Raw genomic sequence first — 21,390 nt, 5'->3', positions numbered from 1 at the left:
CTCGTTCTATGCCGCGTTCGGAGACCCGCCGGCGCGAACGGCCGGCCGTCCCCGGATCAGTCGTCGTCCTCGCTGCTCAACCGGTCCACGCACACCGCGATGGCGATGATCAGCGCATGGTCCCACCCGGGTGCGATGTCGACACCGTAGGTGTCCCGCACCCGCAGCCACTTGCGGGTGATCTGCGCGACCGGCCCGTTCGGCCCGGCGATCCCGTACTCGTGGTGGAACATGTCGCCGCGCACCGACAGTTCGACCCCGACCGCGAGGTCGACCTCGAATGCCTCGTGCAGCGGGGTGAACATCTTCTTGCGCACCGTGGCGACCGTCTCGCCGGTCGCGTCCTCGACCTTCATCGCGTGATGGATGCTCATGATCTTCTTCTTCACGGTCGCCAGGACCGTGCCGGCGGTGTCCTTGAGCTCCAGCCGGTCGTGCAGGGTCAGCGCCTTGCCGTCGACCAGGTAGACCTTCTCGCCGGATTCCGTCGTGACCCAGAAGTCGTCGCCGATCGCGAACATCTTCTCGCGCACGAGATAGCGCCCGGGAGCCACTCCCGGATAGAGCTGGGCTCCGTCGTACTCGTCCCCGAACACTGTGCCTCCACGATGACTACGCGTTGTCGGGCAGACTGCCCGAAATGCCGGCGTTCAGTCGCCTTGGGGAACGCCGGTGTGCGGCCGCGGATACACCCGGTTGGGTGGGGTGCGGCCCGTACACGCGCCGGCCGGCGGCCTGTGGCCGACCCGGATGGTTCACTTCGAACCATGAGCAGCACCGCACGCCGAGCCCGGGTCCGGGCCCCCGAGTTGTCCGGTTCCGGCGGCTGGATCAACACCGACGGCCCCGGCCCGACGCTGGCCGAGCTGCGCGGGCGGATCGTGGTGCTGGACTTCTGGACCTCGGCGTGCGTGAACTGCCACCACGTGCTGGCCGAGCTGCGGCCGCTCGAGGAGCGCCACCGCGACGTGCTGACCGTGATCGGCGTGCACTCGCCCAAGTTCGAACACGAGGCCGAGCACGGCACGGTGGTCTGCGCGGTGCAGCGACACGAACTGCGCCACCCGGTCCTGGACGACCCCGAACTGAGCACCTGGAAGCAGTACGCGGTGCACGCGTGGCCGACCCTGGTGGTGGTCGACCCGGAGGGCTACGTGGTCGCGCAACTGTCCGGCGAGGGCCACGCCGGCGAACTGGAGGTGATGATCGCCGACCTGGTGGTCGAACACGAAGGCAAGGGCACGCTGCGCCGGGCCGCCGAGGAGTTCGAGCGGTCCGAGAGCCCGCGTACCGACCTGCGCTTCCCGGGCCACCTGCTGCGGCTGCCCTCCGGGGCGCTGCTGGTCGCGGACACCGGGCACCACTCGCTGGCCGAACTCTCCGACGACGGCCGTACGGTGCTGCGCCGGATCGGCACCGGGCGCCGCGGACTGCTCGACGGCGGGCCCCGGCACGCGATGCTGGCCGAGCCGCACGGCATGGCCCTGCTGCCGCCCGAGGTGGCCGCGCACGTGCGGTACGACGTCGTGGTCGCGGACACCGCCAACCACGCGCTGCGCGGCGTCTCGCTGGCCACCGGTTCGATCCGTACCGTCGCGGGCACCGGGCGCCCGCGCCGACGCGGCACCGAGGACCACGGCGCGGCCCGCACGATCGACCTCTCCAGCCCGTGGGACGTCGCGTGGTTCGGCGGCCGGATCATCGTGGCGATGGCGGGTGTGCATCAACTCTGGGAGTTCGACCCGGTGGGCGAGGGGGTCGGGGTGCTGGCCGGCACCACCGACGAGGGCATGGAGGACGGACCGGTCGACACCGCCAGCTTCGCCCAGCCCTGTGGCCTGGCCGTCTCGCCCGACCAGCACACGTTGTGGCTGGTGGACGCGGAGAGTTCGGCGCTGCGTCGGCTGGTGGACGGCGGGATCGAGACCGTGGTCGGTCGAGGGTTGTTCGACTTCGGCCTGCGGGACGGCCCGGCCGAGCACGCGCTGTTCCAACACCCCCTGGGCGTGGACACGTTGCCGGACGGCTCGGTGGTGGTCGCGGACACCTACAACGGCGCGCTGCGCCGCTACGACCCCGCGGACGGGTTCGTGACGACCCTGGTCGAGGGCCTGGCCGAGCCGGCCGCGGTGGCGGTGGTCGCGGATCTGGACGAGGAGCTCTACCTGACCGTGGTGGAATCCTCCGCCCACCGGGTGCACAAGCTGCGCATGCCGCACACGTGACGTCGGCGGCCGGGCGCCCCGCCGACCCGCGTCGCCGTGCTCCCCGAGCGCGGCCGCCCCGAGCGGTCGCGCGAACGAGAACGAGGGTGCCCGGCAACGTCCTTCCCGTGAACGGCGACGACCGCGGCTCCGGAGCGGGAGGGGGAGGGCTCCGGAGCCGCGGTCTTCAGGGGGGTGGTGCCGAAATGGTCCTCAGCGTCGGTAGTAGCGGCGGGTCGGCCGTTCCTCGACGATCCGCTCGACCGGCGGCTCGACGTAGCCACCCGTGACGGGCGGTTGCACGTAGCCGGCCGGCGGCGGGTTCAGCGGCGTGTTGCGTCGCCGGGGTCCCCACACCATCAGGAACAGCGCGATGCCCACGACTCCGGTGATCATCAGTACGACGCCGACCACGTCGAGGTTGACCCCGGACACGCTCCAGTCGGTGGCGAAAGTCAGGATCGCGCCCACCGCGATCAACAGGATGCCCGCTCCGATGCCCATGAGTTCGTTCACTCCGATCCGCTGACGTGCGGCGGGTATGCGCTGCGCCCGATTTGCCTGTCGGCTCGCGCCTACCCGGAGTCCTCCGACCCATGCCCACCGATTCGCGGCGGCGTTCGGCCGCGGTGCGGCCCTCGCTCAGCCCTCCAGGAACGCGGCGGCTGCCGAGGCGAGCAGGAACGGGTCGTCGGCGCCGCACAGTTCGCGGGAGGAGTGCATGGACAGGCACGCGGTGCCGACGTCCACGGTCTCGATGCCCAGCCGGGTCGCGGTGATCGGGCCGATGGTCGAGCCGCAGGGGATCGAGTTGATCCCGACGAAGATCTGCGAGGGCACCCCGGCACGTTCGCAGGCCGCGGTCCACACGGCCCGGCCGCGCGCGTCGGTGGCGTAGCGCTGGTTGGTGTTCACCTTCAGGATCGGGCCGCCGCCCGGCACCGGGTGGTGGCCCGGCTCGTGCCGGGAGGCGTAGTTGGGGTGCACGGCGTGACCGACGTCGCTGGAGAGGTGGAACGAGTCGGCGAACGCGCGGGCGCGGTCGTCCGACGTCCCGCCGCGGGCGCTGACGATCCGGCTCAGCACCGTCTCCAGGAGCGGCCCGGCCGCGCCCGTGGTGGACTCGCTGCCGGTCTCCTCGTGATCGAACGCGCCGAGCACCGGGATGTGCGCGACGCCGTCGTGCGCGGCCGCGAGCAGCGCGGCCAGTCCCGCGTGCACCGACAGCAGGTTGTCCAGCCGGGGCGACGCGAGCAGTTCGCGATCGCGCCCGAGGTAGCTCGGCCGTTGCACGTCGTGGACCATCAGGTCCCACCCGGTGACGTCGCCGGCGGCGACCCCGGCCTCCTCGGCCACGAACCGGATCAGCGCGCCCTCGTCGACCGGGCCCAGCCCCCAGACCGGGGTCATGTGCTGCTGCTTGTCCAACTTCAGGCCCGCGTCGTTGACCGAGCGGTCGAGGTGGATCGCCAACTGCGGTACCCGCAGCAGCGGTCGGTCCACGAACACCAGGTGCTCGCTGCCGTCGCGCAGCACGATCCGGCCGGACAGACCGAGGTCGCGGTCGAGCCAGGAGTTGAGCAGCGGCCCGCCGTAGATCTCGACGGCGACCTGCCGCCAGCCGACCGCCCCGGTGTCGGGCTGCGGCTTGACCCGCAGGGTCGGCGAGTCGGTGTGCGCCCCCACGATCCGGAAGCCGCGCGTGCTCTCGGTGCCCTCCGGTACGTACCAGGCCACGATCGCGCCCCCGCGCAGCACGTACCGCCCGCCGGCCCCGCCGTCCCACGCGGCCGTCTCCACCAGCCGCCGAAAGCCCGCGGCCTCCAGTCGCGCGGCCACGTTCGCCGCCGCGTGGTACGGGGACGGACTGGCCGCGACGAACTCGATCAAGTCGTCGGTGTGACTCCGGTCGAAGCGAGGCGAGGGCATACATACTCCAAGGTCCGCGGCCGCCCGGCCGCGAAGATCGTCACGGTCTCTCCGCCCCGAGACTACGCCCCACCCGGAGCGCCGCCGCCGTGCGCTCCCGCTGCCGCGGCCGCACGAAACGGGCCGGCGGCGAGGGCGTCCACAGGACGCCCTCGCCGCCGGCCCGATCCGCGGAAGGACTAGAAAGCCGCTTCCGGGAGTTCCATGATCGCGTTGTCGATCTGCTCCACCATCAGGCGTTGCGGCGTCAGCAGCGGCAGGATCTCGCGGGCGAAGTGCTTCGCCGCGGCCACCTTGCCCTGGTAGAACGCCTCGTCCCGACCGGGCGTGCCGGCCAGCTTCGTCAGCGCCACCGAGGCCTGACGCAGCAGCAGCCAGGAGACCACCAGGTCACCGGCGGCGATCAGGAGCCGTGTGGTGTTCTGGCCGACCTTGTAGATCGAGTCGATCTCCTGCTCGGACGCCATCAGTTGGTTGATCATCGCGGCGACCATGCCCTGGACGTCCTCGGCGGCCGTCGCGAGCAGCCCGACCTCGGCGGCCAGTTCGCCCTCGGCGTGCGCGGCGATGAACTCCTGGATCTCGCCGGCCACCACGGTCAGCGCCTTGCCCTGGTCGCGGACGATCTTCCGGAAGAAGAAGTCCTGACCCTGGATCGCGGTGGTGCCCTCGTAGAGGGTGTCGATCTTGGCGTCCCGGATGTACTGCTCGATCGGGTATTCCTGAAGGAAGCCCGAGCCGCCGAAGGTCTGCAGCGACTGCGCGAGCTGCTCGTACGACTTCTCCGAGCCGTAGCCCTTGACGATCGGCAGCAGCAGGTCGTTGACCCGGTCCGCGGTCTCGTCGCTCTCACCGGCGAGCGCGGCGCCCTCGATCCGGTCCTGCCACGAGGAGGTGTACAGCACGAGCGCGCGCATACCCTCGACGTACGCCTTCTGGGTGAGCAGCGAGCGGCGCACGTCCGGGTGGTGGGTGATGGTCACGCGGGGCGCGGCCTTGTTCGTCATCTGTGCGAGGTCGGCGCCCTGGTAGCGCTCCTTCGCGTACTCGAGCGCGTTGAGGTAGCCGGTGGACAGCGTCGCGATGGCCTTCGTGCCGACCATCATCCGGGCGTACTCGATGATCTTGAACATCTGCGCGATGCCGCTGTGCACCTCGCCGACCAGCGTGCCCACCGCCGGGACGCCGTGCTCGCCGAAGGTGAGCTCGCAGGTCGTGGAGACCTTGAGGCCCATCTTGTGCTCGACGTTGGTGACGAAGGCGCCGTTGCGCTCGCCGGGTTCGCCGGTCTCCGGGTCGAAGTGGAACTTCGGCACCACGAACAGCGACAGGCCCTTGGTGCCGGGACCGGCACCCTCCGGGCGCGCGAGCACCAGGTGGATGATGTTCTCGGTCATGTCCTGGTCACCCGAGGTGATGAAGCGCTTGACGCCCTGGATGTGCCAGGTGCCGTCCTCCTGCCGGACCGCCTTGGTACGACCCGCGCCGACGTCCGAACCCGCGTCGGGCTCGGTCAGCACCATGGTGGAACCCCACTGGCGGTCGACCATGAAGCCTGCGACCTTGCGCTGCTCCTCGGTGCCGAGCGTGTGCAGCACCTGGGCGAAGTCGGGGCCCGCCGCGTACATCCACAGCGCCGGGTTGGCGCCGAGCACCAACTCGGCCACCGACCAGCGCAGCGAACGCGGGCAGTTGGTGCCGCCCATGCTCTCGGGGAGCGCGAGGCGCCACCACTCCGAGTCCATGTATGCCTTGTACGACTTCTTGAACGCCTCGGGCAGCGTGGCCGAGTGCGTCGCGGGGTCGAACACGGGTGGGTTGCGGTCGCCCTCCGCGAACGAATCGGCGAGGTCGTTCACGGCGAGGCGTTCGACCTCGGCCAGGATCGACCTGGCGGTATCGACGTCCATTTCCGCGAACGGACCCGTGCCATAGACCTGCTCGCGCCCGAAGACCTCGAACAGGTTGAACTCCAGGTCGCGGAGATTCGACTTGTAGTGACCCATGACAGGCTCCGCCCGTGGTTGCGTCTCGTGGACTGCGCTGATTGAACTGAACGACCGAACTGAACTTGGACCCAGTGTACTGGTCAGTAACATAATGATCGTACCCATGGGTAACTTTTTCAATGCCCGAGAGGTTCCCATCCGGTTACCACCAGGTACATGTGACCGTCTCGACGGAGGGCTCAAACCCGGGCCGGAGACCCGCTAGCCTCGTGGTGTGTACGGCTACGCAACGGAAGAATCCCAGGCCCGGGCGGAGGCGCCGGCGCTCACCGACGCCGTGCGCGCGTTCGCCACGGGCGTCATGAACGGCGAGGACTTCCAGTCCATCTTCATAGCGTCGAAGGTCTTCTGCCCGAGAGGTGATCGCCCAGGCTTCCTGGCCCTGCACAACACCCCCGAGCCGGTGATCCCGATGTTCAGCTCCCTCGCCGAACTCAAGAAGTACGCCGGTGAGGAGTCGCGTCACTTCACGGTCACCGGCGCCGAGGTGCTCGACCTGCTTCCCAACGGCTACGGCTTCGTGCTCGACCTCGACGGCGAACACCGGGTGATGTTCGACGCGAAGGCCATAGAACAGATGATCGCCTTCGCGATGCGCCGGATGTACGGCTGAGCCGTCCGTTCGACCGGGGCGGCGTGCACGGTCGAACGCGCCGACGATCGTGCCGCTCGGGGCACCGACGGTGACCGGGTGGTCGCGTCTCGTCGATGTCGGGCGGCCGAGGGTCGGCGCGCTCGGGACGGTGCTTCGATCAGGCCGGACGATGGCCGTGGTTGGCTCTGTTCTTGCGACGGGACTTGCGCTTGCGGGTCTTCCTCGACATCGCGCCCCCTTGTTCGTCGTGCCGCATGCTTACCCGCGCCCGGTCCGCGTTCATGCCCGAAGTTTCACGTGACCCGCGACCCGCGACCCGCGACGTTCGACGCCGGCCCTCCACGCCCTCGGCTCAGCGGCGCAGCGCGGCGGCGGGTTCGATCCGGGCGGCGTGCCACGCGGGGGGCAGGCCGGCCAGGAGCCCGATGGCGAGGCCGATCAGGGGTCCCGCGGCGAGCATGGCGGGGTCGACGACCGCGGGCCAGTGTTTCGCGGCGGCGGTGACGACGATGGTGATCGTGCCCAGGGCGGTGCCGACGAGGCCGCCCAGTGCCCCGAGGCCGGCGGATTCGAGGAGGAATCGGCCGGCGATGTCGCGGCTTCCGGTGCCGAGGGCGCGGCGCAGGCCGATCTCGCGGGTGCGTTCCAGGACGGCGACCAGCGTGGTCCCGGCGATGCCGACGGCGCCGATGAGCAGGCAGAGCCCGGCCAGGACGAGGAACGGCGCGGCGCGGTCGTCGGTGCCGTGGCCGCGCAGGGTGCGCGGATCGGGCGGCGGGATCGACCGGAACGCGTCGACGGCGTCGGGGCGCAGCGCGTACGGGGCTTCGCCGGCGACCTGGCGGGCGGCGCCGTTCCTCGTGGTGACCAGCATCCTGGCCCGGTCGGCGCCGCCGGGTGGGCCGTAGACGCGTTCGGCGGTGGTGCGGGGGATGAGCACGGATCGGAGCAGGTCGGCCCGGCGGTCGGCGCCGGCGAGGATGCCGACGACGGTGAAGGGGGTGTCGCCGACGAACACGGCCGGGGCGGTGTCCAGGGTGCCGACGCCGAGGCGCTCGGCGACGTCCGCGCCGAGGACGGCCACCTGTTCGGCGCGCCCGTCGTGGAAGGTGTCGTAGCCGCGGCCGCTTGCCCAGTGCGGCCCGGCGGCCCGGAGGAAGCCGGGAGAGGCGGCGAGGACGGGGATCCGCGGGGCGTTCGGGTCGCCGCCGACGGGAGCGGCGCGCACTTCGGTGCCCGGCGGGAGTTCGACCGTCCACTGCACACCGGCGTGTTCGACGCCGTTGAGGGCGCCGACGCGCCGGTCGGCGTCGGCGCTGAACATCAGCGGTTCGTTGGCGGGGTCGGCGCCGCCGGTGTCCTCGATGGTCACCTCGGTGGCGGCGCGCACGTCGAAGCGGTCGTCGAGCCGGCGGTCGGCACCGGCGGTCAGACCCACGACGGCGACGAGGGTGCCCACGCCCAGGACGGTGCCCAGGGCGGTGAGGATCGAGCGGGCCGGTCGATGGAACATGTCGGCGAGGGCCTGGGAGAACAACGCGCGCAGGCGTCGGCGGGACCGGGCGGTCCGCTGTACCGGTTCGCCGGTCGGTGCCCGCCGGGCCCCGCCCGTCACGGGTGCGCACCGGCGCGGACGGGTGCCGCGACCTTGCGGTTCGCGCCGACCACCACGCGGTCGCCCGGGGCCAACGCGCCCGCCATCGGCGCCACCTCCACGTATCCGTCGCCGGAGGTGCCCGCACGGATCTCCACCCGCCGCCGGGCACCGCTGGATTCGAGCACCGTCACCATGGTTCGACCGTCCGCGCCCGCGGACACCGCGGACACCGGCACGACCAGCACGGGTCCGTCCGACGAGGTCGCCTCGATGCTCAGCCGCACCTCTCGTCCCGCCAGTTCGGGATCCAACGCCGCCGTGGGTACGACGATCACCGGATAGCCCTCTCCGCCGGCGGCCGGCGTGGCGGCGACACCCTGCGCGGGGCCCTCGTCGCTCCCGGCGGTCGGGGTGTCCGCGATCGACCGGACCTCGCCGGTCGCCTCGATTCCGGACGACTCGACCAGGATCCGCACCCTCAGGCCGGGGCGTACCAGGTTCTTCTCGTGCGGCGCCAACGATCCCCGCACGATCGGATCGCCGACCGAGAGCGTCAGGGCCCTGTCCTCCACCTCGTCGCCGACGACCGCCCGCATCGTGTCGACCCGGGCGGGGAAGCGGCTCAGGAAGACCACCTCGGCAGCTGGCACCATCGCACCGGACCTGGCCCTGAGCTCGGCCAGCGCGGTCCTCGCCCTGGCCAGGTCCTCGTTCGCGTAACGCACCTGCCGAGCCGTGGCCGCCGACGAGGTGGCCGTCGACCCACTCGACGTCGACTCACCCGAAGTCGACTCACCCGCGGTCGACGCGGCACCCGTCGACGTCACGTCGCCCGCCTCGACCCCGTCCCCCGTCCCTGCCCCGTCCCTGGCCCGGGCCAACGCGCGTTCCGCGCCGGTGACCCGGTCCTCGGCGGCCGCGATCGCGTCGTCCTCGCCCGTCACCGGCACCTCGTACCCGGTCGCCCGGTAGAACGCCGCCACGGCCGTCCGCGTCCCGGCCCCGTAGGTTCCCGCCCGGTCCGTCCCGACCCCGTACCCGAGTCCCTTCAAGGCGGCCTGCAACTGCTCGACATCGCGGCCCTCGCCGCCCGGTCGCAGATCCCGGTACACCGGCAGTTCCCCGGGCAGCACGAAGATCGGCCGCCCGGACACCTCCAGCAGCACCTGCCCGGCCTCGACCACGTCCCCGGCCCGAACCCGAACACCGGTCACCACCGGTTTCGTCGTACCGCCGCCGTCCTTGCCCGCGCCCGTCGACACCCGGGGCGCCACCGTGACCGTGTGCTCCGCCGCGACCGTCCCGCGCAGCACCACGGTGTCCGTGAGCACCCGGCGGTCCACCGTCGCCGAGATCACCGATCGAGCCGGCGCCTTGGCCTCGGCGGCCCGCTCTTCGGGCGACCGGACGAAGCGCGCGGCCGTCCATCCGCCGACGATCGACACCAGCGTGATCACGATCAGCACGATCAGGACGCGCCGCCGGCGCGTCTCGGGCGTGCGCGCGGGGGCGGATTCCGGCTCGACCGGATCGAATCCGAGGTCACGGGACGTTCCGATGGCAATCCTCGCTTCGCGCAGAGCGACACCACCGCCCACTCGGCGGTTGCCGCCCAGACTGCCAAGCCGAAGCCGTGCCCCGCACGAGGACGCGCGGTCGGTGGTGCGGTCGTCCACCGCATGGCCGATACCCGGACCGCCACACGTGCGGGCTTCGTCGACCCACCCGGCGGGCCGTCGGCGCTTCGGCGGGCGGGTCGGCCGCGGAACCGCGAAGCGCCGACGATCGGGTGCCGTGCGCCCCCACGGGCGGCGCGCGGCGCGCGATCGTCGGCGCCGGTGGGTGGACGGGGAGGGGTCGGGTCAGCGGGCGCGCCGGCCGTGACGCAGCAGTTCGCCGCTGTGCACGCCGGTGGGTTCGTCGTTCTCGATGGTCACCCGGCCGTTGACCAGGATGTAGCGATAGCCCTTGGCATCGATCACCGTGCGGAGTTGGCCGGCGGGCAGATCGTGTACGAACATGGGGTCGCCGTAAGCGAGTTCGTCGTAGTCGTAGACGATGATGTCGGCCGCGGCGCCCTCGGTGAGCACGCCGCGGTCGGTGAAGCCCGCACAGCGGGCGGGCAGACCCGAGAGCCGCCAGTGCGCCTGTTCGAGCGAGGTCCAGGCGTGCTTGCGGACGTACTCGACCAGGTACTCCGTGCCGTACATGCCCGCGCTCAGCGTCTTCAGGTGCGCGCCGCCGTCGGACAGGCCGGGCAGCAGGTACTCGTAGTCGACGAGTTCCTTCAGGCCCTCCAGGGTCGCGTTGAACTGACCGGTGTGCACCTGTGTGGTCAGCCCGTCCGCGATGGTGACGTCGCACAGCACGTCCACCGGGTGTCGGTCCAGCTTCGCGCCGATCTCCTTGAACGACAGGCCCTCGTACTGCTTGTACTCGGCGGTGAAGGTGCGGTGCAGCTTCATGTCCGGGTACAGGTGGTAGAACAGCGGGTCGAACTCGCGCAGTTCCGCTCGCACGGCCGGGTCGTTCAGCATCGCGATCTTCTCCTCGACCGTCTCGGCCGCGAAGATGTCCGCCACCGGCGGGCGGGTGGACACGCCGCCGTACAGGAAGCTGAACGGCACCGGGACGTCGGTCGTCATCGCCTGGCCGTAGATCGGGATACCGCGTTCCTGGCAGCGTCGCAGCCATTCGATCTTGCGCTTGTACAGGCCGCCGCTGCGCGAGTTGGCGATCACCGCGTTCCAGATCAGCGGTCGGCCGCTGACCTCGACCAGGTTCTCGTACTCCTCCTCGGTGATCTGCGTTCCGGACACCTGCATGAAGCCGCGTCCCTGCCGGCCCAGCGCCTCGGCCAGCGCGAGGCGGGTCTGCGGCCACATGATGTCGGTGGGCATCGGCGTGCCGTCGAAGTCGCCCTGCATCAGTCGGCCGTTCGGGTTGCCCGGCTCGCCCAGACACTGCGCGGACCAACCGCATGCCCCGGCGTCCATCGCCTCCTCCAGCAGGCGGGCGAGTTCGGCGTGCTCGGCGTCGGTGGGTTCGGCGCCCGCCTTGGCCCGCTCCAGGCCGAGCACCCAGATCAGCAGCGGGTTCACCGGCACGTACGGCAGTACGTTGACCGCCTTGGGCGTGCGGTCGACGCTGTCCAGGTAGTCGGGGAAGGTGACCCAGTCCCACGGCATGCCCTCGCGCAGGGTCTCGGTGGGGATGTCCTCGACGGCGGTCATCGACAACATCGCGCGCTCGCGCATCTCCTCGCGCACCGGCGCGAAGCCGAAGCCGCAGTTCCCGGTGACCACCGAGGTCACGCCGTGCGGGCCGGACGTGGTCAGGTACGGGTCCCAGAAGACCTGGCCGTCGTAGTGGGTGTGCAGGTCGATGAAGCCGGGCGCGACGATCAGGCCGGTCGCGTCGATCACCCGATCCGCGTCCTCGGCCGGGATTCGCCCGATCCGGCTGATCACGCCGTCGTTGATCGCGATGTCGCCCCGGAAACGCGGGTTTCCCGAACCGTCGACGACGATGCCGCCCTTGATGACCACGTCGTAGTTCGTCATGGCGTCCCTTCCCTCGTCCTTCGGTAGAGCCCTTGATGCAGTTAATTAAAAAGTGTGTTTAATACGAGGGGTCGAAGGAGTCAAGGGATTCCGGGGCGTGGCCGCGGCGGCCGGGCGGAGCGGGTGCGGGGGGGGATCGGCGGGCGGTCGGGCGGGCCGCGGCAAGCGAGGGGTGGGCCGGCAGGCGGCCCGGGCGGGTGGGCGGGATGGCCGAACCCGCTCAGCCGCCGGCGAGCGCGCCCGCGACGATCGCGGTCAGGTGGTCGTCGAAGGCTTCCGGGCCGAGCAGGCCGGTGGCGACGATCCCGTCCGGCCGGGGCGGCTGGGTGTGCCGCGCGGCGCGGGCCGCGCACAACATGCCGACCATCTGGGTGACCAGGAAGGTCCGGGTCTGCAACGCGGTCACGGCCGATTCGGGGCGGGCCGCCGCGACCGCGTCCACCACGTCCTGGACGTCCTCGCCGCCGAGCAGCGGAGTGATCGGCGAGGTCGCGTCGCGCAACAGCTCCACCGAGATCTGGAGGTACGCCCGGTCGGCCGGCGACCCGTTGAGCAACTCGGTGATCGGCAGCACGATCGCGCGGGCGTACCCGGACATCTGCTCCGGTCGCTCGCGGGCGGCGGCCAGCAGTGCCTGGCGCCGCGCGTACACGACCGGGACGTGCTGTTCGACGATCGCGCGCAGCAGCCCCTCGCGACCGCCGAAGTGGTAGTGGATCGCGCCGGCGTTGCGTTGCCCCGCCGCGCGGGTGATGTCCTGCAACGGCACGTCCAGACCGTGCCGCGCGAACAGGATCTCGGCGGCCTCGACGATGCGGCGCCTGGTGGGGCCGGAGTCACGGGGCATGCGCGCAGCATATGGCCTGGGTGGGGCCCGGGTTCGGCCACGAATGGCGGCGTTGTCAAGTGCCTGTTTGGCCAGGTTTGTATACGTTTTAGACCTTATGGGACCTTCGCCCCTGTCCGTGTGCCTCGGCGCACGTGACGATGGACGGAGTCGGCGTCGGTCCGTCCCCCTGCGCGTCAACGAAAGGTCCCGACACATGCCTGCCATGGCCCTTCCCGCCAGCCGAGCAGTTCCGGTGGCAGTGGGTTTGTACGTGGCAGTGCTGGTGAGTCGGGTGTTCGCTCCGGACTACCTGGACATGCACGCGGTGCTGATCGCCGTGCCGGCCGTGGTGGCGATGGCGTATCGGCCCTGGATGACCGCGGTGGCCGGCCTGGTCGCGCTGATCACCCGTCTGCTGTTGCGGCCGGAGATGTACAGCGGCGACCACGGCGACTACAAGCACTCCACCGGCGTCTCGGCGGCGATCCTGATCGTGACCCTGTTCGGGTGCTGGGTGGGCAGGGAGCGGCGGCGGCAGGACGCCCGCCTGCATCGTGTGCAGTCGGTGGCCGAGGTGGCCCAGCGTGCCCTGCTGCGGCCGGTGCCCAGGACGATCGGCCGCTTCGGCTTCGCGGTCCGCTATCGGGCGGCGGCCGAGGAGGCGTCCATCGGCGGCGACCTGTACGAGGTGTTGGAAACGCCGTACGGGGTGCGGGTGCTGCTCGGCGACGTGCGCGGCAAGGGTCTGGAGGCGGTCGACATGGCGGCCCGGACGCTGGGCGCCTTCCGCGAGGCGGCCTACGAGGCGCCGACCCTGGCGGAGGTCGGCATCCGGGTGGATCGCAGCCTCAACCGGCAGCTCGGCGGCGAGGACTTCGTCACCGCGGTGATGGTCGAACTGTGCCCCGGCGAGGGCACCATGCAGGTCCTGGCGTGCGGCCATCCGTCGCCGTTGCTGGTCCGCGGCGGCACGGTCGGCGAGGTGATCGCCGAGGCGGGACTGCCGCTGGGCATGGGCCTGCTGCCGGCGACCACCACGCGCACGGTGGAGCACGTGCGCTTTCGGCCGGGTGACGTGTTGTTGCTGCACACGGACGGGGTGACCGAGGCGCGGGACACCTCCGGCACCTTCTACGCGCTGGGCCGGCACCTGACCACGCACGCGCACAACGACGCCGCGGCGATGCTGGACGCGGTCGAACAGAGCCTGCTGGCGCACGTGGGCGGCAAGCTGGAGGACGACGCGGCGATGCTCGCGGTGACCCTGACGGGGCCGCTGATGAAGGTGGTCAAACCGGCCCGGGCGCTGGAACCGATCCGGCACCCGGCCTGACCCAAGGCAGCGGGCACACGAATCGGGCACACCGCTCGCCCACGGCGGGCTCACGGTCGGCGGTCACGCGGTCGGCGTCGGGTCCGGTGTCGTGGAGATGCGGAGCGCCGCGACGAGTTCCTTGTACAACTCGTCCGTGGCCAGGAGCTGGTCGTGGGTGCCGGTGGCCCGGAGCCGGCCGCCGTCCATCAGCAGGATGCGGTCCGCGTCCACCACGGTGGACAGCCGGTGCGCGATGGTGACCACGGCGCCGTGCTCGGCCACCTCGCGCATGACGTCGTGGATGGCGGCCTCGGTACGGCCGTCGAGTTGTGCGGTGGCCTCGTCCAGCAGCAGCACCTCGGGGCGGCGGACGATGGCCCGGGCCACCGCGATGCGCTGGCGTTCGCCGCCGGAGAGACTGGTGCCGGCGACCGGCTCGTGCAAGCCGCCCGGAAGCCGCCGAACGGTCTCCTCCAGGTGCACCGCGCGCAGCGCCGTCCACGCCTCCTCATCGCTCGCGTCCGGGTGCCGGAAGAGCACGTTGTCCCGGACCGTCCCGGCCAACAGCGGCGTCTCCTGCTCGACATAGGCGATCCGGGACCGCACCGCGCCGATGCTCAGCCGCCGGTACGGCACGCCGGCCATGTCGATGCGTCCGCCGTCCGGCTCGTAGAACCGCAGCAGGAGCGAGAAGATCGTGGTCTTGCCCGCCCCCGACGGGCCGACGATCGCGATGTGGCCGCGGTGCGGGACGTCGACGCTCAGCTCGGACAGGGCCGGTCGTTCGGCTCCCGGATAGGTCACCGACACTTTGTCGAGGGTGAGCGCGGCGGGGCCGCAGTGCCGTGCCGGGGCCGGCTCGCCGTCGGTGAGGTCCTCGGTCCGGATCGACTCGGCTTCGCGCAGCCGCGCCGCCGCCGCCACACCGGCCTGGAGTTGGGCCACATTGGTGGTCAACTCGCCCACCGGTTCCGCGATTTGGAAGGCGTACAGCAGGAACGCCACGAGGGTGGACACGGCCATCCGTCCCTCGCCCACCCGCCACGCGCCGTAGGCGAGGATCACGATGGTGGCCAACTGGATGCCGCTGCCGGCGATGGTCCAGGCGATCGCCTCGGTGCGTACCGCCCGCACGCTGTGCCGGGCCGCGTCGCGGGACTCGGCGATCACCCGGTCGCCCTCGCGCTGCTCGGCGCCGCTGGACTTGACCGTCCGGACCGCGCGCAGTCCGCCTTCGAGGATGCCGCCGAGGTTGCCCAGCGACTCCTGGGCCTGCCGTTGGGCCCGCGCGATCGGCGGCATCAGCAAGCCGACCAGGACCGCGATCAGGACGAGCGCGACCAGCGTGCACAGCAGCAGCGGTACGTCGAGCACCGCCATCAGCACGATCGTGCCCACCAGCGAGACGGTCCCGTTGACCAGGTCGACCAGGCTGGAGGAGGCGGCCTCGCGCAGCAGGACGGTGTCCGAGGTGACCCGGGTGACCAGTTCGCCGGGCGGCCGGAACTGGAGGTCGGGCAGCACGCCTCGAAAGAAGCGCCGGACCAGCGATTCGCGTGCGTCGAAGACGATCCGCTCGGCGAGCCGACCCAGCATGATCCACTGCACGAGCCCGAACCCGGCGCCGAGCACGAGCAGTCCGGCCAGCAGGCCGATCGGCCCGACCAGCGAGTTCGGCGAGTCGATCGTGTCGAGGATCCACTTGGTGGCGAGCGGGGTCGCCAGCGCGGTGCCGGTGTAACCCAGGCCGAGGAGCAGCGCGAGGGCCAGCCGCGCGCGATGCGGGCGGACGAAGCTCCAGAGCAGGCGGGCGTTCGGCCGGCGCTCGGAAGGGATGGCGGGCTGCGTCATGCTTCGAGTGGAACATGACTGTTCCATTTTGGTCAAGCAGATTTCCATTACGGGTCATAGTGGTACCTTTGCCGGCATGACCAAAGACGCCGCGGAAACCGGCACCCGACTCCGCACCAGGACCGCGATCCTGGACGCGGCCGCGAGGGTGTTCGCGGCCTCCCCCGCCGCGTCGCTCGGCGAGATCGCCGCGGCGGCCGAGGTCGGCCGCACCACGCTGCACCGGTACTTCCCCGAGCGGCACGACCTCCTGCGCGCCCTCGCCCGGCACGTCATCACGCTCAGCGAGGCCGCCGTGGCCCGGGCCCGCCCGGACAGCGGGCCGCCACTCGCGGCGCTGCGCCGGGTCGTCGAGGAGCAGTTCGCGCTGGGTCCGATCCTGTTGTTCATCTACAACGAGCCCACGCTCGTCGGCGACACCGACCTGTGGGACGAACTGATCGGCGGCGACGATCCGGTCGACACGATCCTCACCCGCGCCGGCGGGCCGACCGCCCCGGCGCTCCCCGCCGGGTGGGCCCGCCGTACTTTCTGGGCCCTGCTCTACACGGGCTGGGAGGCGGCGAAGGAGGACGGCCTGCCCCGCCACGAGGTGGTCGACGCGATCATGACCAGCCTGACCCGAGGCGTCCTCGCCCCGGAACCGACCGATCCGCGTCCACACTGACCCGCGGGCTCACCGACCGGCCGTCGGCGACGCCGTGCCAACCGCTTACGGCCCGTCCAGCCCGAAGACGAAGCCGAAGGGGTCGGTGAGTTGGCAGATCCGCCGCCCGGCCTCGACCACCAGTGGGCCGCGATGATGCGCACACCCGGCCGCGAGAAGCCGATCCCGGACCACGTCAAGGTCGTCCACACCCCAGTACGGAACGGTGCTCGCGCCCGGCGGATTGCGCTCCGGATCGGCCGGGTGGAAGCCGAGTTCGACACCGGCGATGTCCACCCACGCGTACACCGACTCCCCGTCGATGTCGAAGCGGGCCGGGACGTCGAGCACCTCGGCCCACCAACCGGCACTCCGGCGCGGATCGGCGGCGAAGACGAGGACGGTCCGAACGCCACGAAACACGGTCTCTCCCACACGATCACGGGCCCGGTCGCCCCACACGAGCCGGTGAAATCCCCGATTATGGCGCAACCGGCCGGTCGGCCCGCCGTCGCGGCGCCCACCATGCCGCGCCGCTCCACGCCACATCGAGCCGGTCGACTCGGCGGCCCCGTGCGCGCCGGCCGCAGCCGGCTGGACCGGTCGATTTCGGCTGAGCGGTCGGCCCGTCGGCCCAGCCGGCCCGGTCAGCCCGGTCCGCGGTGCGCGGTCGCGACGAACCGCGCCTGCCGCCGGGCACGTTCCACACCCGTGCGGCGCCGTTCGGCGAGTTCCTCCGGCGACATCGGATACGACCCGACGACCTTCGTCGCCGCCGGCACGGGCGGGTCGTCGACGGGAGCGGGCGGTACGAAGTCGGGCCACCCGCCCGGGCGCGCGGCCGGCCCGCGAGGCCCGCTCGGGCGCGCGGTGCGCTCGACCTCGACCTCGTGTGGGCCGCTCGGATCGGGACGGCTCGATCGCAGCGCCCAGGCGAGGACACGCACGACAACATTCACCAACCCCATGTGCTCATCGCGTCCCTTCGGGGCACCACATCGGGAACCTCGGACGCGCGGACCATGTACGGCATATCGGCGCCGCCGGCCCGAACCATGAGCGTTGGACCCCCTGCCGAGCCCGACGCACGTCTCGGCCCGCCCGACCGGACACCCCCGGCGGGGATCGGCAAAGCGCGCCGACGCCCGGGCGAAGGCGCGCATGTCACCCGTGTCCTCAATAGGCGACGCGGTCGGACTTGGCCAGCCACGCGTCGAAGGGGGCCGTGCGGTGCGGCAGGTCCAACCGCTCGACCCGGGTCGGCCACATCGACTTGGGCTTCTTCTCGAACAGGTCGTAGAACTTGCGGTCGTCGAAGCCGGCCACCGCCGCGTCGTGCCGATCGGCGGCGTAGACGATCCGGTCCACGCGAGCCCACAGGGCGGACGAGAGGCACATCGGACACGGCTCACACGAGGTGATCAGGACGCAGCCCTCGAGCGAGAAGACGTCCAGTTGCCTGCAGGCGGCGCGCATCGCGCTCACCTCGGCGTGTGCCGTCGGGTCCAGGGTCGCGGTGACCTGGTTGTGCCCGATCGCGACAACCACGCCCTCCTTGGCGACCAGTGCGCCGAACGGACCACCACCATTGGTCACGTTGTCGGTGGCCAACCTGATCGCCTCGTCCATCCAGGCGCGCTCGAGGTCCCGGATGCTCGTTCCTTGGGTGTGCGTGGTCACGGTCACTCCTAGCGACGGTGTGGGGATCCCCGGATGCGCTGTCGACGCGGAACACCGCACGCACCGGGGTGACAAGTGGGCCTGCGGGTGCCGTCCCGAGTTCACCTCGGCCGGCGACACCCGCGGGTGTTCATGACGGCCGGACGCCGCAGATGTGCTCCGGAGCGACCGGAGTGTGGGTCAGGTTCAACCCCGTCGCGTTGCGGATGGCGTTCACGATCGCCGGGGTCGCGGAAATGGTGGGCGGTTCGCCGACCCCACGCACCCCGTACGGCGAGTTCGGGTCGGCCCTTTCGATCACGTCCACCGTCATCGGCGGCATGTCCATGATGGTCGGGATCAGGTAGTCGGTGAACGACGCGTTGCGGATCTTCCCGTCCCTGACCTGGATCTCCTCCATCACGGCCAGGCCGAGCCCTTGCGCGGAACCACCGTGGATCTGCCCGACGACGGCGTCCGGGTTGATCGCCTTGCCGACGTCCTGCGCGCAGTCCAACTGCACGACCTTGACCAGACCCAATTCGGTGTCCACGTCCACCACCGCCCGGTGCGCGGAGAAGGCGTGCTGGACGTGCACCCGCGGGCTCTGCCCGCTCACCGGGTCCAACTCGTACGTCCGCAGGTGGTGGTATTCCCTGGTCTCCTCGATCACGTCGTCACCGAGCACGTCGACGAGATCGGCGAGGACACCGGTGACTTCGGAGACGACCTTGCCCCCGGCCAGCGACAGGTCCCCGGGCTTCTCGCCGAAACGCCGGGCGACCCGCTCGAAGAGCACCTCGCGGACGGCCTCACACGCGTTCTTGACGGCGCCGCCGGTGATGTAGGTCTGTCGGGAGGCCGAACTCGACCCCGCGTCGCCGACGTTGGTGTCGTTCGGGTGGATGTTCACCCGCTCCACGCCGAGTTCGGTGCGGGCGATCTGCTGCTGCACGGTGATCAGACCCTGCCCGACCTCGGCCGCCGCGGTGTGCACCATCGCAACCGGGTTGCCGGCGATGGCCTGCAACCGCACCCGCGCCGTGGAGTAGTCGTCGGCGCCTTCCGCGTAGGAGATGTTCTTGATGATCACGCTGTAGCCGACGCCCCGAACGACACCCTCGCCGTGCGTGGTGTTGGCCGCGCCGCCCGGCAGCTCCCGGATGTCCACCGGTCCGCTCCGGCCGTCCGGCGGCAGCGGGATGTTTTCGACCCGGTCCAGCAACTCGGCGACCGGCGCGGGGTAGTCCAGCACCTGCCCGGTGTGCAGGGTCGAGCCCTCCTCGATGGCGTTGAGCCGGCGCAACCGCACCGGGTCCATGTCCAACGCCTTGGCGAGTTTGTCCATCTGGGATTCGTAGGCGTAGGCGGGCTGCACCGCGCCGAGGCCACGCATCGCGCCGCACGGCGGGTTGTTCGTGTACAGGCCCCAACCCTCGATCCTGACGTTGGGTACCTCGTACGGCCCGATTCCCAACGACGTGGCGTTGCTGACCACGACCGGGGTCTTGGAGGCATACGCGCCGCCGTCGAAGTACATCCGCGCCCGGACGTAGACGAGCCTGCCGTCCTTGGTCGCGCCGTGCTCGTAGTACATCTTCGCCGGGTGCCGATGGACATGCCCGTGGAAGGACTCCTCCCGGCCGTAGACCATCTTCACCGGCCTGCCGGTGCGCAGCGCCAACATGCAGCAGTGGATCTGCATGGAGAGGTCCTCGCGGCCACCGAAGGCACCGCCGACGCCGGACATGGTGAAGCGCACCTTCTCGACCGGGAGCCCGAGCGCCCGCGCCGTCTGCCTCTGGTCCACGTGCAGCCACTGGGTGGCGATGAACAGGTCGACCCCGCCGTCCTCGGCCGGGATGGCCAAACCGGACTCCGGCCCCAGGAACGCCTGGTCCTGCATGCCCATGGTGTACACATCGGACACCACGACGTCGGCCTCGGCCTCCGGATTGCCCCGGACGATCGGCTGATAGCGCACCACGTTGCCGCCGGGGTGCAACCTGGGCAACGTGTCGTCGTGCGCGGCCCGTTCCGGGTCGGTGATCGGCTCGAGCACTTCGTACTCGACCACGATCCTCGCCAGCGCGCGCCGGGCCGTCTCGGGGTGATCCGCGGCGATCAGGGCCACCGGCTCGCCCTGGTAGCGCACGATTCCCTCGGCCAGCACGGGCGTATCGGCGACCTTCAGGCCGTAGATGTTCTCACCGGGGACGTCCTCGTGGGTCAGCACCGCGTACACACCGGGGTGCCCGAGCGCGGGCCCGATGTCGATCGACCTGATCCGCGCATGGGGATGCGGACTCCGCAGTGTCGCGCCCCAGAGCATGTCCTCCGCCCACAGATCCGACGAGTAGGCGTATTGCCCGCGCACCTTGAGCGTCCCGTCCGGCCGCAGTGGGCTGTCGCCGATGCCACCACCGACCAACTCGTCGAGGTCCTGCGGCGTACGAGCGGGAGAAGTCTGTTCGGTCATCAGGAAAGTCCCCCACGGTCTGGACACTCGGCAACCAGAGTTCGGTCGGAGTGAGTCGAATCGGCCCGCATGGCAGGCAGTTATCCGATGCCCGCGACTCGCGCGGGAAATGCCGATCCCCAATGCGGGTCATCGCGGTGCGCTGCACCTACGAGAAGTACACAGTCACCCGAGTGGAGCCAACCAGGGGTGGAAGAAATGAAAGCGCCCACACCCCGCACCCACCTCTTCGTAGACTCCTACAAGAGCCGGCCGCCCACATCCCCGAATCACCCCCACCCGCGCAAAGGGTCCTCGTGCGCGGCGGCGCCGAGCCACGAGCTCCTCGGCCGGGCCCGCTCATCTCGCGCACGACACCCAAGCCGCACACCCCCAACGGCCACACCCCGAGCCCAACGCCACCCCAACGCCACCCCAACGCCGCCCACCCCCCGGCGCGTCAGCGCCCCCGCCCCCCCGCCCACCCCAGTGATCGACGCGCGAAGCGCGGAGAGCGGCGGAGCCGCAAGTTTGGGCTTCGTGCCCCGGAGCGAAGCGGAGGGACACGAAGCCCCGAGCGAGGCCCCACCTTTTTTCTCGGAGGAGCGAAGCGGGGGAGAGAAAAAAGGTGGGGCCTCGCGAGCCGGCGACGAAGTCGCCCAAAAAAGAAGAGACCCGCTCTCCTCGCCGAAGAGCGGGTCCCTATTCGCGGTCTCCGCAGGTCGAACCCTCATA

General features: G+C 71.0%; 17 protein-coding genes and 1 pseudogene. 4 read left to right on the top strand and 14 right to left on the bottom strand.

Going from position 1 to position 21,390, the window contains the following annotated elements; translation table 11 throughout:
- Positions 1 to 56 precede the first annotated feature (56 nt).
- Entirely contained in the window at positions 57 to 596 is a 540-nt protein-coding gene (locus ACZ4FV_RS22000; RefSeq protein ID WP_395867883.1) for an LURP-one-related/scramblase family protein, read from the bottom strand.
- A gap of 171 nt (positions 597 to 767) precedes the next feature.
- On the opposite strand from ACZ4FV_RS22000, the pseudogene ACZ4FV_RS21995 reads away from it, so the two are divergent.
- Positions 768 to 2,216 (top strand): annotated as a pseudogene (locus ACZ4FV_RS21995) (thioredoxin-like domain-containing protein); the annotation flags it as partial.
- Positions 2,217 to 2,417: 201 nt separating this feature from the next.
- On the opposite strand, the gene ACZ4FV_RS21990 reads toward ACZ4FV_RS21995, so the two are convergent.
- From ACZ4FV_RS21990 to ACZ4FV_RS21980, 3 genes are all read right to left on the bottom strand, one after another.
- Positions 2,418 to 2,708, bottom strand: a complete 291-nt coding sequence (locus ACZ4FV_RS21990) for a DUF6458 family protein (RefSeq protein WP_395867980.1) — start codon at positions 2,706 to 2,708, stop codon at positions 2,418 to 2,420.
- A gap of 138 nt (positions 2,709 to 2,846) precedes the next feature.
- Positions 2,847 to 4,133, bottom strand: coding sequence for a M18 family aminopeptidase (locus ACZ4FV_RS21985; RefSeq protein ID WP_395867885.1), 1,287 nt, complete (start codon positions 4,131 to 4,133; stop codon positions 2,847 to 2,849).
- Between the two features lie 179 nt (positions 4,134 to 4,312).
- Positions 4,313 to 6,139 carry an acyl-CoA dehydrogenase gene (locus ACZ4FV_RS21980; RefSeq protein ID WP_395867887.1) on the bottom strand — a complete coding sequence of 609 codons (1,827 nt, stop codon included), beginning with the start codon at positions 6,137 to 6,139 and terminating at the stop codon, positions 4,313 to 4,315.
- 217 nt (positions 6,140 to 6,356) lie between these two features.
- Here ACZ4FV_RS21980 and ACZ4FV_RS21975 point away from each other — a divergent pair, with 217 nt between their 5' ends.
- Positions 6,357 to 6,755 carry an SseB family protein gene (locus ACZ4FV_RS21975; RefSeq protein ID WP_020549161.1) on the top strand — a complete coding sequence of 133 codons (399 nt, stop codon included), beginning with the start codon at positions 6,357 to 6,359 and terminating at the stop codon, positions 6,753 to 6,755.
- A 139-nt stretch (positions 6,756 to 6,894) separates the two neighbouring features.
- Here ACZ4FV_RS21975 and ACZ4FV_RS21970 read toward each other — a convergent pair whose 3' ends face one another.
- The 5 genes from ACZ4FV_RS21970 to ACZ4FV_RS21950 all read right to left on the bottom strand — a co-directional run bounded on the left by ACZ4FV_RS21970 (position 6,895) and on the right by ACZ4FV_RS21950 (position 12,744).
- On the bottom strand, positions 6,895 to 6,966 hold the full coding sequence (locus ACZ4FV_RS21970; protein ID WP_465323111.1) for a hypothetical protein: 72 nt from the start codon (positions 6,964 to 6,966) through the stop codon (positions 6,895 to 6,897).
- Positions 6,967 to 7,089: 123 nt separating this feature from the next.
- Positions 7,090 to 8,352 carry an ABC transporter permease gene (locus ACZ4FV_RS21965; RefSeq protein WP_465323100.1) on the bottom strand — a complete coding sequence of 421 codons (1,263 nt, stop codon included), beginning with the start codon at positions 8,350 to 8,352 and terminating at the stop codon, positions 7,090 to 7,092.
- The gene (locus tag ACZ4FV_RS21960) at positions 8,349 to 10,010 is read right to left on the bottom strand and encodes a peptidoglycan-binding protein (RefSeq protein WP_402234883.1); all 1,662 of its coding nucleotides are present in this window, start codon (positions 10,008 to 10,010) and stop codon (positions 8,349 to 8,351) included. The genes ACZ4FV_RS21965 and ACZ4FV_RS21960 overlap by 4 nt, the downstream gene beginning before the upstream one ends.
- Positions 10,011 to 10,196: 186 nt before the next feature.
- Positions 10,197 to 11,897, bottom strand: a complete 1,701-nt coding sequence (locus ACZ4FV_RS21955) for an N-acyl-D-amino-acid deacylase family protein (RefSeq protein ID WP_465323099.1) — start codon at positions 11,895 to 11,897, stop codon at positions 10,197 to 10,199.
- A 220-nt stretch (positions 11,898 to 12,117) separates the two neighbouring features.
- Positions 12,118 to 12,744 (bottom strand): TetR/AcrR family transcriptional regulator, encoded by a 627-nt coding sequence (locus tag ACZ4FV_RS21950; protein WP_395867894.1) that lies wholly within the window; start codon positions 12,742 to 12,744, stop codon positions 12,118 to 12,120.
- A 235-nt stretch (positions 12,745 to 12,979) separates the two neighbouring features.
- Here ACZ4FV_RS21950 and ACZ4FV_RS21945 point away from each other — a divergent pair, with 235 nt between their 5' ends.
- The gene (locus tag ACZ4FV_RS21945) at positions 12,980 to 14,059 is read left to right on the top strand and encodes a PP2C family protein-serine/threonine phosphatase (RefSeq protein WP_395867896.1); all 1,080 of its coding nucleotides are present in this window, start codon (positions 12,980 to 12,982) and stop codon (positions 14,057 to 14,059) included.
- Between the two features lie 63 nt (positions 14,060 to 14,122).
- Here the strand turns inward: ACZ4FV_RS21945 and ACZ4FV_RS21940 are convergent, their stop codons facing one another.
- The gene (locus tag ACZ4FV_RS21940) at positions 14,123 to 15,892 is read right to left on the bottom strand and encodes an ABC transporter ATP-binding protein (protein WP_465323098.1); all 1,770 of its coding nucleotides are present in this window, start codon (positions 15,890 to 15,892) and stop codon (positions 14,123 to 14,125) included.
- Positions 15,893 to 15,968: 76 nt separating this feature from the next.
- On the opposite strand from ACZ4FV_RS21940, the gene ACZ4FV_RS21935 reads away from it, so the two are divergent.
- Positions 15,969 to 16,559: a TetR/AcrR family transcriptional regulator gene (locus ACZ4FV_RS21935; protein ID WP_395867900.1), complete on the top strand. Its 591-nt coding sequence runs from the start codon at positions 15,969 to 15,971 to the stop codon at positions 16,557 to 16,559.
- A gap of 45 nt (positions 16,560 to 16,604) precedes the next feature.
- Here ACZ4FV_RS21935 and ACZ4FV_RS21930 read toward each other — a convergent pair whose 3' ends face one another.
- The 4 genes from ACZ4FV_RS21930 to pucD all read right to left on the bottom strand — a co-directional run bounded on the left by ACZ4FV_RS21930 (position 16,605) and on the right by pucD (position 20,676).
- A complete protein-coding gene (locus ACZ4FV_RS21930) occupies positions 16,605 to 16,961 on the bottom strand; it encodes a VOC family protein (protein WP_395867902.1) in 357 nt (118 codons plus the stop codon).
- 224 nt (positions 16,962 to 17,185) lie between these two features.
- Complete coding sequence (locus tag ACZ4FV_RS21925; RefSeq protein ID WP_465323097.1) at positions 17,186 to 17,506, bottom strand: hypothetical protein; 321 nt, start codon at positions 17,504 to 17,506, stop codon at positions 17,186 to 17,188.
- A 208-nt stretch (positions 17,507 to 17,714) separates the two neighbouring features.
- Positions 17,715 to 18,218 carry a nucleoside deaminase gene (locus tag ACZ4FV_RS21920; RefSeq protein WP_395867907.1) on the bottom strand — a complete coding sequence of 168 codons (504 nt, stop codon included), beginning with the start codon at positions 18,216 to 18,218 and terminating at the stop codon, positions 17,715 to 17,717.
- Between the two features lie 130 nt (positions 18,219 to 18,348).
- On the bottom strand, positions 18,349 to 20,676 hold the full coding sequence (gene pucD / locus ACZ4FV_RS21915; RefSeq protein ID WP_402234888.1) for a xanthine dehydrogenase subunit D: 2,328 nt from the start codon (positions 20,674 to 20,676) through the stop codon (positions 18,349 to 18,351).
- Positions 20,677 to 21,390 lie beyond the last annotated feature (714 nt).

The sequence above is a fragment of the Embleya sp. NPDC025285 genome (assembly GCF_055558835.1).
The sequence above is the reverse complement of the archived record's forward strand: the minus strand, read 5'-3'. Positions and strand labels throughout refer to the sequence as shown.

Bases quoted from the DNA above. Each gene is read 5' to 3' on its own strand.
- ACZ4FV_RS21990 (WP_395867980.1), bottom strand. From the start codon at position 2,708: ATGGGCATCGGAGCGGGCATCCTGTTGATCGCGGTGGGCGCGATCCTG.
- ACZ4FV_RS21985 (WP_395867885.1), bottom strand. From the start codon at position 4,133: ATGCCCTCGCCTCGCTTCGACCGGAGTCACACCGACGACTTGATCGAG.
- ACZ4FV_RS21980 (WP_395867887.1), bottom strand. From the start codon at position 6,139: ATGGGTCACTACAAGTCGAATCTCCGCGACCTGGAGTTCAACCTGTTC.
- ACZ4FV_RS21955 (WP_465323099.1), bottom strand. From the start codon at position 11,897: ATGACGAACTACGACGTGGTCATCAAGGGCGGCATCGTCGTCGACGGT.
- ACZ4FV_RS21950 (WP_395867894.1), bottom strand. From the start codon at position 12,744: ATGCCCCGTGACTCCGGCCCCACCAGGCGCCGCATCGTCGAGGCCGCC.
- ACZ4FV_RS21940 (WP_465323098.1), bottom strand. From the start codon at position 15,892: ATGACGCAGCCCGCCATCCCTTCCGAGCGCCGGCCGAACGCCCGCCTG.
- ACZ4FV_RS21935 (WP_395867900.1), top strand. From the start codon at position 15,969: ATGACCAAAGACGCCGCGGAAACCGGCACCCGACTCCGCACCAGGACC.
- ACZ4FV_RS21925 (WP_465323097.1), bottom strand. From the start codon at position 17,506: ATGGGGTTGGTGAATGTTGTCGTGCGTGTCCTCGCCTGGGCGCTGCGA.
- pucD (WP_402234888.1), bottom strand. From the start codon at position 20,676: ATGACCGAACAGACTTCTCCCGCTCGTACGCCGCAGGACCTCGACGAG.